Origin of the sequence: Desulfarculus baarsii DSM 2075, from assembly GCF_000143965.1 — a bacterium.
Classification (GTDB): domain Bacteria; phylum Desulfobacterota; class Desulfarculia; order Desulfarculales; family Desulfarculaceae; genus Desulfarculus; species Desulfarculus baarsii.
The window spans coordinates 1,550,580-1,563,157 of sequence record NC_014365.1; the positions used below are offsets into that span (position 1 = coordinate 1,550,580).

Here is a 12,578-nt window from a genome sequence, read left to right on the forward strand (position 1 = left end):
ACCACGTCAACTATATCAGGCGCGACGGCCCGCGATTGGGCCGCGCCACGCCTTAGGGAGGTTTGAAGTGGCAGATCATAAATATGTCTACTTCTTTGGCGCGGGCAAAGCCGAAGGCGCCGCCGACATGAAAAATCTGCTGGGAGGCAAGGGCGCCAACATCGCCGAGATGACCAACATCGGCATCCCGGTGCCTTCGGGGTTCACCATCACCACCGAGGTGTGCACCTATTTTTATGATCACGGCCGGACCTATCCCGCCGAGTTGAAGGCCCAGGTGGCCGAGGCCCTGGCCAAGGTCGAGGCCGTCATGGGCGCCAAGTTCGGCGATCCGACCAACCCGCTTCTGGTTTCGGTGCGCTCGGGCGCGCGGGTGTCCATGCCCGGCATGATGGACACCGTCTTGAACGTGGGCCTCAACGACGAGACGGTCAAGGGCGTCATCGCCAAGACCGGCAACGAGCGCTTCGCCTACGACGCCTATCGCCGCTTCGTGAACATGTACTCGGACGTGGTGCTGGGGGTCAAGGCCGCCCACGAAAAAGAGGAAGACCCCTTCGAGGTCATCCTGGAGAAAAAGAAGCACGCCCGCGGCGTCAAGCTCGACACCGAGCTCAGCGCCCAAGACCTGAAGGAACTGGTGGCCGAGTTCAAGGCCATGGTCAACGAGCGCCTGGGCAAGCCCTTCCCCGAAGCGCCCATGGACCAGCTCTGGGGCGGCATCAGCGCGGTGTTCGAGTCGTGGAACATCCCCCGGGCCAAGAGCTACCGCCAGATCCACGGCTTCCCCGAGGACTGGGGCACGGCCGTCAACGTCCAGTCGATGGTCTTTGGCAACATGGGCGATGATTCGGCCACCGGCGTGGCCTTCACCCGCGACCCCTCCACCGGCGAGAATTATTTCTATGGCGAGTATCTGACCAACGCCCAGGGCGAGGACGTGGTCGCCGGCATCCGCACGCCCCAGCCCATCAACCGCACCAAGGGCGCGCCCGAGGGCATGCGCACCCTCGACGAGGAAATGCCCGAGCTTTACAAGCAATTGGCCGGCATCCGCGAGACGCTGGAAAAGCACTACCGCGACATGCAGGACATCGAGTTCACCATCCAGCAGGGCCGCCTGTGGATGCTCCAGACCCGCAACGGCAAGCGCACCCCGGCCGCGGCGGTCAAGATCGCCGTGGACATGGTCGGCGAGGGCCTCATCGACAAGCAAACGGCCATCAAGCGCGTCGAGCCGGAACAAATCAACCATCTGCTGCACCCCATGCTCGACCCCAAGGCCAAGAGGGTCAAGATCGCCGCCGGCCTGCCGGCCAGCCCCGGCGCGGCCGTGGGCCAGGTGGTCTTCAGCGCCTCCGACGCCGAGGCCTGGGCCGCCGATGGCAAGAAGATCATCTTGGTGCGCGTCGAGACCAGCCCCGACGACATCCGCGGCATGAACGTGGCCGAGGGCATCCTGACCAGCCGCGGCGGCATGACCAGCCACGCGGCCGTGGTGGCCCGCGGCATGGGCACGCCCTGCGTGGCCGGCTGCTCCGAGATCGCCGTCGATTACGCCAACGAACAATTCACGGCCGGCGGCGTGGTCGTCAAGCAGGGCGACTGGATCAGCCTGGACGGCTCCAAGGGCGAGGTGTATCAGGGCCAGGTGGCCAAGGTCGAGCCCAAGCTCACCGGTGATTTCGCCGCGTTCATGGACTGGGCCGACGAGATTCGCACCCTGGGCGTGCGCACCAACGCCGACACGCCTCACGACGCCTCGGTGGCCCGCAACTTCGGGGCCGAGGGCATCGGCCTGTGCCGCACCGAGCACATGTTCTTCGAGGGCGAACGCATCAAGGCCGTGCGCGAGATGATCCTCTCCGACGATATCGAGACGCGCCAAAAGGCCCTGGCCAAGCTGCTGCCCATGCAGCGCGAGGACTTCGTGGGCATCTTCCGGGCCATGGATGGCCTGCCGGTGACCATCCGCACCCTGGACCCGCCGCTGCACGAGTTCCTGCCCCACGTCGACAACGACAAGGACATCGATGGCCTGGCCGCCGACATGGGCCTGAGCGCCGCCCAGATCAAGGCCAAGGTCGAGTCCCTGGCCGAGATGAATCCCATGCTGGGCACGCGCGGCTGCCGCCTGGGCCTGAGCTTCCCCGAGATCACCGAGATGCAGGCCCGGGCCATCTTCGAAGCGGCCTGCCAGGTGGCCAAGGAGGGGGTCAAGGTCATCCCCGAGGTGATGATTCCCCTGGTGGGCCACGTCAATGAGCTCAAGCTGCAAAAGGCCATCGTCTTGCGGGTGGCCGAGGAAGTCATGGCCGCCGCCGGCGTCAAGGTCGATTATCTGGTGGGCACCATGATCGAGCTGCCCCGCGCCGCCCTGACCGCCGACCAGATCGCCCAAGAGGCCCAGTTCTTTTCCTTTGGCACCAACGACCTGACCCAGACCACCTTCGGCCTCAGCCGTGACGACACCGGCAAGATGCTGGCCGAATACGTGGCCAGCGGCATCCTGCCCAAGGATCCCTTCGTCAGCATCGACGAGGAAGGCGTGGGCCAACTGGTGCGCATCGGCGTGGAAAAGGGCCGCTCGGTCAACGCCAAGCTCAAGGTCGGCATCTGCGGCGAGCACGGCGGCGATCCGGCCAGCGTGGACTTCTGCCACCGGGTGGGCATGAACTATGTCTCCTGCTCGCCCTACCGCGTGCCCATCGCCCGCCTAGCCGCCGCGCAAGCGGCTCTGCGGAACAACTGACCCAGCTTCCGCCAATAAAGGGCCGCGCTCTCGATCAGGGGGCGCGGCCCTTTTGTTTGCGAGGGATGTTTTGTTGCGCTAGGGTGTAAAATAACGATACCGGCGGCATTTGGTTTGGCTGATCGTGCAAAGCGTCAGGCCGCCTTTATTGACCAGGCCACATCAATTTCAATGGAGCCAGGCTTTCATGAGCGGCATTCGGTTGATCGGTTCGGGTTATTACCTGCCGGAAAAGATTCTCAGCAACTTCGACCTGGAAAAATCCCTGGACACCACCGATGAGTGGATCGTCAAACGCACTGGCATAAAAGAGCGGCGCATCGCCAGGGCCGATCAGGCCACCAGCGATCTGGCCCTGGAGGCCAGCCGCATGGCCATGCAAAAGGCCGGCGTGGGCCCCGACGATCTGGACATGATCATCGTGGCCACCGTCACCCCGGACATGTGCTGCCCTTCGGCGGCCAACTTTCTGCAAGCCAAGTTGCGGGCCATGCGGGCGGTCAGCTTCGACGTGACGGCCGCCTGCTCGGGCTTTTGTTTCGTGCTGGACGTGGCCCGGCAATACCTGCTCACCGGCGCGGCCAAAACCGTGCTGGTGGTCGGCGCGGAGGTGATGTCGCGCGTGCAGGACTGGACCGACCGGGCCAACTGCGTGCTCTGGGGCGACGGCTCGGGCGCGGTGGTGCTGCAAGCCGGCGACGGCGCGCCGCGCCTGGTGGACACCTACGTGGGCGCCGACGGCTTCAACGGCCAGGACTTGCAGGTGCCCGGCGGCGGCTCGCTGACCACGCCCATCAGCCACGAGTCGGTCGACGCCAAGAAGCACACCCTGCGCCTTTTCAACGCGGCCAACTCCATGCGCATAGCCGTGCAGCAGTTTGTCCACTCGGTGGACGTGATCCTGGGGCGCAACGGGTTGGCTTACCAGGACGTGGCCCATTTCGTGCCCCACCAGGCCAACATCCGCATGATCCAGCAGGTGGCCAAGCGCATGGACGTGGACATGGAGCGCTTTGTCATCACCATCCACAAATACGCCAACATCTCGGCGGCCAGTTCGGCCATCGCCCTGGCCGAGGCCATCGACCAAGGCCGGATCAAACCCGGCGACGTGGTCTGCCTGTTGGTCTTTGGCGGCGGCCTGACCTGGGGCAGCGCCTTGTTCCAGTTCTGAGAGACGCGGCGTGAGGGCGCGGCGCTTGGCGATGCTGGCGGTGGTCGTGGCGGCGGTGGCCGCGCTGATCATGGCCGGGCCCGCGCCGGCCCGGGCCCAGCTCGACGATCCGCTGGTGATCCACGACGGCGTGGACTGCTTCAACTGGCCGGGCGCGCCCCAGCGCCTCTGCGCCCAGTGGCGGCTGATCGCCGCGGCCAAGGGCGGCGTGAAGTGGACGATGTTCGTCTCGGGCGTGGGCATGCAAGAGCATTTGTTCGCCCAGGAGCAATCCTTCAGCGCCGCCGAAAAGGCCGGTCTTATCGCCGCCCTGCGCAAGGGCCTGCGCTGGTCGCGCACGGCCGCGCGCGAAAAAATCGACGTCGTGCGGCGCATCGGCGTGGTCGGCGGCCGGCTGACGGTGGATTTTCTCTCCACTGGCGGCGGCCGCGAATGCGTGGTGCGCCTGCAAATGCAAGACTGGCTAAAGGACAAGCCCGTGCCGATGTTCGTGGCCTACGGCCGCCAGCAAGACGCCCGGCACGGCCTGGGCGCGTTGATCAAGGCCTTGGAAGGCTCGGAGGCGGCCCACGCCGATCGGCAAAAGGAGCGGGCGCGACGGATGCGCCTGCTCAAGTAAGCCGGCCCGCCCTAGAACTCCTCGACCTCGCCGCCGCCGGCGATGGGCCGCCTTTGCCGCGTATTGAGGTCGAAGGTCCAGCCCGGCTCGATCTGGCCCGAGCGGCTGTAGCCACGGTCTTCCCAATAGCCGCCGCGCATGCGATCTTCAAAGACGATTTTCGCCAACCATTTGGCGCTCTTGTAGCCATAGAGGCACGGCACGATCATGCGCAGCGGCCCGCCGTAAACGCGCTCCAGCGCTTGGCCCTCCACCGCCAGGCACAACAGCGTTCGCGGCCGGGCCAGGTCGGCCAGGCTGACGGTGGTCTGATAGACCCCGCCCCACGAGACAAACGTGGCGTGGCTGGCCTGGGCCGTGGGCCGGGCGATGGCTAGGAAGTCGGGCCACGACACGCCCTGCCACAACGCCCGCAGCGAAAAGCCGCTGACCGATGTCAGCCGGGCGTCAACCTGGCTCTGGGGCCAGGCGGCCACCTGGGCCAGGGTGTAAACGGCCGGCGACTCGCACAGGCCGGCCACTTCCAGCCGCCAATCCTCGTCGGCGATGGCGGGCACGCCGCCGGCCTTGAAGGCCGGCATGCCCAGTCGGGCCAGCACGCTCATATCAGGCTCCTTTCGCGACGGCGGTCAGAAGCCGGCCGCCTTGGCCAGGCAGGCCACCTTGGCCCGCAGGTTGAGCAGATAGGGCAGCTCCTCTTGCTTGGGGCCGGTCAGGGGGTCGTATTCTCGCTGTTTGACCAACTCGACCACCCGCGCCTGATCGCCGCCTTCCTGGCGCAGCAGGCCGAGCACCTGGTCGCGGAAGGCGTGGGCGGTGTCCACCGCCGCGTCCAGGCGGCGGCGCACTTCGTCGCGGCCGACGAAAAACAAGCCGTGGCCCTGGCAGAATATCTCGATGTCGAGTTGCCTGATGCGCTGGATCGAGGCGATGTATTGGTCGAAATCGACCAGGAATTCGGCGAAGATCTGCCCGCCCTGATAGGCGATGCCCGCCGCCTCCGAGCACATCAAGGCCTTGCGCTGGGGCAGGTAGTAGCTGATGCAGTCGCGGGTGTGGCCGGGCGTGGCCAGACAGAGCACCTCGAGCCCATCGCCCAGATCGATCGTCTGGCCGTCGTCGACGACAAGCTCCACGTCAAAGGGCGTCCAGGGCTCCAGGTTCAGCGACTCGTCGGTCAGGTGGCCCATTTCCTGGATTACCATGGCGTTGAGTTCGGCGATAAGCTTCTGGGCCGATGGCTTGCGCCAAACCTCCACGGCCCTGGCGGCGGCGGCGGCCTTGAGGCCGGGGAAGGCCTTTTTGAGGTATGGCGCGGCCCCGCAGTGATCGAAATGCGAGTGGGTGATGAATAGATATTCGGGATGACGTTGGCCTAAAACAGCCGTTATCTCGCGCTGATAGATCGGGCCGGTCGCCGAAAAGCCGGCGTCGAACAGGGCCGGCCGTGGCGCGTCGATCAAAACGGTGGGGATCCAGGCCGGGCCCAGGACGTGAACGCCCGGGGCCAGGGTTCCGCTGGTGGAGACAATCATGATCGCTATCCAATGCTGGGGTTTTGCTCGGTGGCCGCGCGGCGCAGCAACATGATCGTCACGTCGTCGAAGCGCTCGCCGGCCTGAAACTGGTTGGCCGCCTCCACGACCAGCCGGCAGATGTCCTCGACATCGCGGTCGGCGTTGGCCGTGAGCAGTTGCTCGAATCTGTCCATGCCGAATTCGCGGCCATCGGGCGAGGGGGCCTCGGTGATGCCGTCGGTGTAGAGCGCCAGCGTCTCGCCGGGGGCCAGGTCCAGCCAGCCGGCGGCGTAGCTTTGGCCGGCCAACGCGCCCAGGGCCACGTCGCCCATGCGGCCGAAGCAGCGGGCCGCGCCGTCGGCGGCGATGACGCAGGGGTCGTTGTGACCGGCGTTGGCGTAGACCATCCGGCCGGAGTCTATTTCGTAATAGGCCAAAAACAGCGTGACGAACATGCTGGCGTCGTTGTCCTGGCACAAAAGCTCGTTGGCCTTGGCCAGGGCCCGGGCCGGGTCGGGCTCGTCGGGGCAGATGTTGCGCAGCAGGGTGCGGGTCATGGTCATGAACAGGGCCGCCGGCACGCCCTTGCCCGAGACGTCGCCCATGACCAGGGCCAGCCGCTCGGGGCCGACCAGGAAAAAATCGTAGAAGTCGCCGGCCACATCCTTGGCCGGCTGGTTGATGGCGTAGAGGCGCAGCTCCCGTTTTTCGGGGAAGGGCGGGAAGGTGCTGGGCAAGAGCGACTCCTGGATCTGGCGGGCCACTTTCATCTCGCTGGCCACGGCCAGGCGGGCGGCGGTTTCGGCCTTGAGCCGCTCGATGTGGGCGACCAGTTCGCCGCCCAGGCGGTTGAAGGCCTGGGCCAGAGCCTTGATCTCGCGGGCTCCATCGGCGCGCACGGCCACCGAAAAATCGCCGCCGCCCAGGGCGGCCACGCCTTGGGCCAGGTGCCGCACCGGCTGGCTGATGCGCTGGGCGAAAAACAGGGCGCAGGCCAGGCCGATGAGCATGGCGGCGGCCAGGCCGGCCAGGATGTGGCCCCAGACCTGGTCGAGGGCCTGATCCTTGATGCGTTGGCCTTCCGCGGCGATGCGCGCCTGGACGGGCTTGAAGTAGGAGTCGATGTCCACCGCCGCCACGACGATGAGCTTGGTGCGCGGCACGTGGACCATGGCCATGAATTTCTTGCGCGGGGCGTTGTTTTTGTCGATGAAGTCATAATAGCCCTGGGACACGGGCGTGTGGAGCGAGTTGCGCACCAACTCCCACATCTGGGGGAATTTTTCGCGCCATTCGGCGAAGTTGCGGCCTTCGACCGTTTTGTTGGGATGCAGGACGGCCAGGCCGGTCTGATCATAGACGTCCGTGTAGCCGGCCGGGCCGAACTGGCTGCGGATATCCTGGGTGGCGATGGCCCGCAGGGCTTGATCGCGGCGCAGGGCGGCGTAATCGGCGCTGTCGCGTCCGGCCAGCAGACGGGCCAATTCCTGGGCCACGGCCTGGGCCTGGGCCATGACCAGCCGCTCGCCGCTTTTGGTCAGCACCGTTTCGCTCAAGCGGTGGTTGGCCAGGCTGAGTTGATCGACGGCCCGGTCCACGCTGAGCCGGGCCACGATGACCATGGCCACGGCGGCCACGGCCACCACCGCCAGGTGCGAAAGCAGTAGCTGCCAACGGATGCTCATTGTTTTTCCGATATCGGGCCGGCCGGGGCGAATTTGCCCGGCACGGCCCCGCAGACGGGGCAGCGCTCCGGCGGCGCGTCGGGCTGGACAAAGCCGCAGACCTGGCAGACTTGGTAGGCCTGGCCCGTCACCGCCGGGTGACGGGCCAGGGCGCGTAAGGCCTCGGCGACCTGGCGGCAGTTGGTCAGGGCCCGGGCGGCCACGGCCTGGCCGTCGTCTTGGGCCGCCGTGGCCAGGGCGGACAAGTCGGCCATCAGTCGCTCCAGGGCCGGGCCAAAGGCCTCGGCCTTGTTTTGCTCGGCGGGGCCGATCTTGCCGCGCAGCAGCAGGCGCAAGCGCCCCGCCTGCGTTTCCTGGGAGGCAGCCAGGGCCTCCAGCAGGCGGGCGTCGGCTTCATGGCCGTCCTGGGCGGCCTTTTGGGCGAAGGCCCTGGCGCGCGTGGCGGCCTGGGAGATCAGGACGAAGGCTTGAGCAAGTTCGGCAAGGGGCATGGCCAATCCTCATTGCGGCGGCGCTGGGCGGCTTTTTCGGGCCGGGCCGCCCACGTGCGCGGCGCGGGATTATATAATGTATTTAGCCGACGCGGCGGCATTGCACAAGAGGCCATTGCGCGGCGCTGGCCTTTGGCCCCATTTGTGGGTAATGTGATTATTGTTCGCCAAAAGCATCGGTTGCTTTGCCATAATTAGTCGAGGTGACGATCATGCGGTTGTGGAGCCGTCCCGTGGATTTTCGCAAAATCAAATTTCTGCTCGCCGGGCCGGACCCCGCCATGCGCGAGGGCGTGGCGCTGATGCTCAAGGGCATGGGCTTCGAGGACATCGCCGAGGTGCACAACGGCAGCCTGGCCTGGAGCCACTTGAAGTATCGCGGGGCCCACGCGGTGGTGGCCAGTTGGGACATGCCCGAAATGAACGGCATGGCCCTGCTGAAGGTCATGCGCTCCGACCCCGACCTGGCCAACGTGCATATCATTTTGGTGGCTGATTCGCTGACCAAGGCCCAGGTCATCGAGGCCGGCGAGGCCGGTGTCAGCGATATCGTGATCACGCCGATCAATTCGCCGACCTTTGTCAAAAAAATCCAGACCCTCTTGGAGCTTGGCCGCGACCCGCAGGCCTTCGAGGCCCAGCGGCTCTACGCCAAGGGTCTGCAACTCATGGAGGAGAAGCGCTGGGAAGAGGCCCTGGAGTCGTTCCGCCGCATCCTGGGCATCTACGAAAGCGCCGAAATCTATTACAACATGGGCTACATCAGCACCGCCCGAGGCTCCTACGAAGAGGCCATCCATTATTTTCGCAAGGCCACCCAGATCAACAACGCCTTCGCCCAGGCCCACGAGAAAATGGGCGAGTGCTACCGTCAACTGGCGCGGCCCAAGCTGGCCCAGAAGCATTTCGAACTGGCCGCCGACATCTACATGGAGCGGCGCATGGACTCCAACGCCGAACAGGTGCTCAACCAGGTGCTGGAGCTAAACCCCAACACGATCAACGTCTACAACTCGTTGGGCATCCTCTACCGTCGCCAGGGCCGCTACGAGCTGGCCATCAAGCAATATAAAAAGGCCCTCAAGGTCAACCCCGAGGCCGTCAACATTCACTACAACCTGGCCCGCATCTATTACGAAACCAAGGACTACCAGCGCGCGCTGATCCTTTTGGAGCAGGCGCTCAAGATCAACCCCGACTTCGCCGACGCCCAGGACATGCTGGGCACGGTCAATCTGCGCCTGGGCAAGGACAAGGAATGACCCGGCCCTAGAATTCCTTGAAGACCTTGGCCAGGGCCGGTCCGGCCGCGTGCAGCCGCCACTCGTTGAGGTAGCCGAAGGGCGTTTGCTGGACCGTCAGGCCCACCGCGGCCAGGCGCTGGGCGGCGGCCTCCATCAGGGCCTGGGCCGCCTGGGGCGGGGCCTTGCTGGCCGATAGGTGATTGAACGAATGCAAGACCACGGCCCCGGCCTGGAACTTACGGGACAACCATTTGATGTTCTTTATTGTTTTGTTTATGGTGGCCGTTTGATCATCGACGTCGTGGGCCTCGACCTGATAAAAGACGACCACGGCGTGTTCCACGGTTTGTTCGATATCGGCCTCGGGCGCTTCGGCCAGGGCTTTTTCGTGGGTCTTGAACCAAAACGACGGCGCGTAAAACATCAACAACTTCATTGGCCGGGCCTGCCGGCGCGGTCCATGGCCGCCTCGTTGCGGCGTTCGGCCAGGCGCAGCCCGCGGCGCTGGGCGGCCTGGGCGTTGCGCCGTGTCTGCTCGGGGCCTTGCAGGGTCAAGGGCGGCACGGCGGTGGGCCGGCCGTCGGCGTCCAAGGCCACGTAGGTCAAGTAGGCCGAGGCGGCGTGGCGCACCTGGCCGGTGATGGGGTTTTCGGCCTCGACCCGGCAGCCCACCTCCATGGACGAGCTGCCCACCAGGTTAAGGCTGGCCTTGAGGATGAGGATGTCGCCGACAAAGGCCGGTTGCAGGAAATCCAGCCGGTCGATGGAGGCGGTGACCACGTTGCGGCCGGCGTGACGCAGGGCCACCACGCCGCCGGTGGTGTCGATGAGCTTGACGATGACGCCGCCGTGGACGTTGCCGTAGGGGTTGGCGTCGTGGGGCATCATCTGCTGGGCCATGACGATCTGGGTTTCGTCGACGGTCTTGGCGTTCATTTTCGTTTTCCTCGCCAACAATTTGGTTAAATCGCCTTGCCGATCGCGCCGGGCGGCGATTTTTGGGTATGATGAAGGCACGGCCCGCCTCGCGCGGCCGCCGGAAAACATACTAAACCACGGGGACCGTCATGAACAGCCTGAGAGACTGCCGCAAGACCAAAATCGTGGCCACCATCGGCCCGGTCACCGCCAGCCCCGCGATGATCGGCCACCTGGTCGACGCCGGCCTGGACGTGGCCCGGCTCAATTTCTCCCACGGCGACCACGATGGCCACCGCCAGGTCATCTCGGCGGTGCGGCGGGCGGCGGCGGCGGCTGGTCGGCCGGTGGGCGTGCTGATGGACCTGGCCGGGCCAAAGATCAGGCTGGGCGTCTTGCCGCTGGAGCGGCGGCTGCGCACGGGCCAGGCCGTGACGCTGGTCCAGGGCGAGAGCGCCGAGGGCGAGGCCATCCCGGTCAATTACCCCCACCTGCTGGAGGACGTGGAGATCGGCGGGCGCATCCTGATGGCCGACGGCCTGGTGGAGCTGGTGGTCACCGGCAAAAAGGACGGCCAACTGCTTTGCTCGGTGATCACCGGCGGCGAGGTCTCCTCGCGCAAGGGCGTCAACCTGCCCACCAGCGTGCTGCGCATTCCGGCCTTCACCGAAAAAGACCGCGCCGACCTGGAGATGGGCCTGGCCGAAGACGTGGACTTCGTGGCCCTTTCCTTCGTGCGCCACGAACAAGACCTGGCCCCCGTGCGCGAGATCCTCGCGCGGCGCGAGCAGCCGCCGCTGTTGATCGCCAAGATCGAAAAGCCCCAGGCCGTCGAGCGCCTGGACGAGATTCTGGAGGCCGTCGACGGCGTGATGGTGGCCCGGGGCGATCTGGGCGTGGAGATGCCCCTGGAAGAGGTGCCCATCGTGCAAAAGCGCATCATCGACCACGCCAGGCGTGCGGGCAAGCTGGTCATCACCGCCACCCAGATGCTGCGCTCGATGATGACCAGCCCCCGGCCCACTCGGGCCGAGGCCACCGACGTGGCCAACGCCGTTTTTGACGGCACCGACGCGGTGATGCTCTCCGACGAGACCGCCGCCGGCAACTATCCCCTGGATTCGGTCAAGGTCATGGACCGCATCTGCCGCGCGGCCGAGCGCGAGCTGGACACGGCCCACTACCTGCGCCAGGAGCTTTCCAGCCTGCTGCCGGCCACCGAGGCGGCCCTCAGCCGGGCGGCGGTCTACCTGGCCCGCGACCTGAACGCCGCCGGCATCGTGGCCTCCACCGCCAGCGGCGGCACGGCCCGGCTCATCGCCCGTTTCCGGCCGCGCCAGCCGGTCATCGGCCTGACCCCCCATCAGCATACCCTGCGCCAGTTGACCATGTCGTGGGGCGTGATTCCGGCGGAGGTCGCGCCCTTTGGCTCCATCGAGGAAATGCTGGCCGCCACCGCCCGCTGGTGCAAGGAACACGGCCTGGCCGACAAGGGCGACAAACTCATCGTCACCGCCGGCCTGCCCTTGCAGGTGCGGGGCTCGACCAACATGGCCAAGGTCATGGAGCTTTAGCCGGCCCGCACGGCGCGCCGCGTGGTCAAACAAACTGCGCGGCGGCCGAACTTGTGGTAAATTTCCCAATCGCGGATAACCAGCGCTCGCGCCAGGCGCGAACACCTCTTGCCCGCAAACGGAGATTTCCCACCATGAAAAGCGATCAGTTCAGCGACATCTTTTCGCCCAAGGCGATGGACGAGCTTTTGCCGCCAGGACTGGCGGACCGCTTTTTCGACGCCCTCTACGGCGACGCCAGGGAAGGGGCCTGGGACGTGACCATGCGCTACGCCGGCAGCGGCGAGGGCAGGCTCCTGTTCGAGTTCCAACTGCATCAACGGCCCGGCAAGTGCTTGGCCTGCAATCTGACCTACGGCCTGCCCGACGTGTTTTCGCGCCATCCCGTGATCAACGTCAAGGGCCTGGTCAAAAAGATCGACGAGATGCTGGCCGGCCGGGCCAACTGCGGCCAGTGGCAGGTGGGCCGCACTAGGGAGCTTTCGCGGGAGCTGCACGTCATCCCCCTGGCCATCGCCATCAACGGCTAGCCGGGCAAGGCCGGCGGGCGCTCCGGCCACGGCGTGACCGGCGGGTGATCCGTGCAAAGGGTCGGGCCTGGACT

The 12,578-nt window shown here is 66.0% G+C and carries 12 protein-coding genes; 6 read left to right on the forward strand and 6 right to left on the reverse strand.

From position 1 onward, the window contains the following. Positions 1–67: 67 nt before the first annotated feature. The 3 genes from ppdK to DEBA_RS06925 all read left to right on the forward strand — a co-directional run bounded on the left by ppdK (position 68) and on the right by DEBA_RS06925 (position 4,545). Positions 68–2,752: a pyruvate, phosphate dikinase gene (ppdK, locus tag DEBA_RS06915; RefSeq protein ID WP_013258206.1), complete on the forward strand. Its 2,685-nt coding sequence runs from the start codon at positions 68–70 to the stop codon at positions 2,750–2,752. Positions 2,753–2,939: 187 nt separating this feature from the next. Further along, entirely contained in the window at positions 2,940–3,926 is a 987-nt protein-coding gene (locus tag DEBA_RS06920; protein WP_013258207.1) for a beta-ketoacyl-ACP synthase III, read from the forward strand. Between the two features lie 10 nt (positions 3,927–3,936). Beyond that, positions 3,937–4,545 (forward strand): hypothetical protein, encoded by a 609-nt coding sequence (locus DEBA_RS06925; protein WP_043813936.1) that lies wholly within the window; start codon positions 3,937–3,939, stop codon positions 4,543–4,545. 11 nt (positions 4,546–4,556) lie between these two features. Here DEBA_RS06925 and DEBA_RS06930 read toward each other — a convergent pair whose 3' ends face one another. The 4 genes from DEBA_RS06930 to DEBA_RS06945 are packed head-to-tail and all read right to left on the reverse strand — an operon-like array spanning position 4,557 to position 8,238. Continuing rightward, on the reverse strand, positions 4,557–5,150 hold the full coding sequence (locus DEBA_RS06930) for a molybdopterin-dependent oxidoreductase (RefSeq protein ID WP_013258209.1): 594 nt from the start codon (positions 5,148–5,150) through the stop codon (positions 4,557–4,559). A 24-nt stretch (positions 5,151–5,174) separates the two neighbouring features. Next, positions 5,175–6,080 carry an MBL fold metallo-hydrolase gene (locus DEBA_RS06935; protein WP_013258210.1) on the reverse strand — a complete coding sequence of 302 codons (906 nt, stop codon included), beginning with the start codon at positions 6,078–6,080 and terminating at the stop codon, positions 5,175–5,177. Between the two features lie 5 nt (positions 6,081–6,085). Beyond that, positions 6,086–7,747: a SpoIIE family protein phosphatase gene (locus DEBA_RS16930; RefSeq protein ID WP_013258211.1), complete on the reverse strand. Its 1,662-nt coding sequence runs from the start codon at positions 7,745–7,747 to the stop codon at positions 6,086–6,088. Continuing rightward, positions 7,744–8,238 carry a rubredoxin-like domain-containing protein gene (locus DEBA_RS06945; RefSeq protein ID WP_013258212.1) on the reverse strand — a complete coding sequence of 165 codons (495 nt, stop codon included), beginning with the start codon at positions 8,236–8,238 and terminating at the stop codon, positions 7,744–7,746. The genes DEBA_RS16930 and DEBA_RS06945 overlap by 4 nt, the downstream gene beginning before the upstream one ends. A gap of 233 nt (positions 8,239–8,471) precedes the next feature. Between DEBA_RS06945 and DEBA_RS06950 the strand changes: the two genes are divergently transcribed. After that, the gene (locus tag DEBA_RS06950) at positions 8,472–9,500 is read left to right on the forward strand and encodes a tetratricopeptide repeat protein (protein ID WP_043813942.1); all 1,029 of its coding nucleotides are present in this window, start codon (positions 8,472–8,474) and stop codon (positions 9,498–9,500) included. Positions 9,501–9,507: 7 nt separating this feature from the next. Here DEBA_RS06950 and DEBA_RS06955 read toward each other — a convergent pair whose 3' ends face one another. Continuing rightward, complete coding sequence (locus DEBA_RS06955) at positions 9,508–9,918, reverse strand: threonyl-tRNA synthetase editing domain-containing protein (protein WP_013258214.1); 411 nt, start codon at positions 9,916–9,918, stop codon at positions 9,508–9,510. Further along, positions 9,915–10,418 (reverse strand): acyl-CoA thioesterase, encoded by a 504-nt coding sequence (locus tag DEBA_RS06960; RefSeq protein ID WP_013258215.1) that lies wholly within the window; start codon positions 10,416–10,418, stop codon positions 9,915–9,917. Before DEBA_RS06960 ends, DEBA_RS06955 begins: the two co-directional genes overlap by 4 nt. A 131-nt stretch (positions 10,419–10,549) precedes the next feature. Here DEBA_RS06960 and pyk point away from each other — a divergent pair, with 131 nt between their 5' ends. Both pyk and DEBA_RS06970 read left to right on the forward strand, forming a co-directional pair. Further along, positions 10,550–11,974, forward strand: coding sequence for a pyruvate kinase (gene pyk, locus DEBA_RS06965; RefSeq protein WP_013258216.1), 1,425 nt, complete (start codon positions 10,550–10,552; stop codon positions 11,972–11,974). A gap of 134 nt (positions 11,975–12,108) precedes the next feature. Then, the gene (locus tag DEBA_RS06970) at positions 12,109–12,504 is read left to right on the forward strand and encodes a hypothetical protein (protein ID WP_013258217.1); all 396 of its coding nucleotides are present in this window, start codon (positions 12,109–12,111) and stop codon (positions 12,502–12,504) included. The last annotated feature ends 74 nt before the right edge of the window (positions 12,505–12,578 follow it).

Coding starts and splice junctions, on each gene's coding strand:
- DEBA_RS06970 (WP_013258217.1), top strand. CDS start 12,109: ATGAAAAGCGATCAGTTCAGCGACATCTTTTCGCCCAAGGCGATGGAC.
- DEBA_RS06955 (WP_013258214.1), bottom strand. CDS start 9,918: ATGAAGTTGTTGATGTTTTACGCGCCGTCGTTTTGGTTCAAGACCCAC.
- DEBA_RS16930 (WP_013258211.1), bottom strand. CDS start 7,747: ATGAGCATCCGTTGGCAGCTACTGCTTTCGCACCTGGCGGTGGTGGCC.
- DEBA_RS06920 (WP_013258207.1), top strand. CDS start 2,940: ATGAGCGGCATTCGGTTGATCGGTTCGGGTTATTACCTGCCGGAAAAG.
- DEBA_RS06960 (WP_013258215.1), bottom strand. CDS start 10,418: ATGAACGCCAAGACCGTCGACGAAACCCAGATCGTCATGGCCCAGCAG.
- DEBA_RS06935 (WP_013258210.1), bottom strand. CDS start 6,080: ATGATTGTCTCCACCAGCGGAACCCTGGCCCCGGGCGTTCACGTCCTG.
- DEBA_RS06945 (WP_013258212.1), bottom strand. CDS start 8,238: ATGCCCCTTGCCGAACTTGCTCAAGCCTTCGTCCTGATCTCCCAGGCC.
- DEBA_RS06930 (WP_013258209.1), bottom strand. CDS start 5,150: ATGAGCGTGCTGGCCCGACTGGGCATGCCGGCCTTCAAGGCCGGCGGC.
- pyk (WP_013258216.1), top strand. CDS start 10,550: ATGAACAGCCTGAGAGACTGCCGCAAGACCAAAATCGTGGCCACCATC.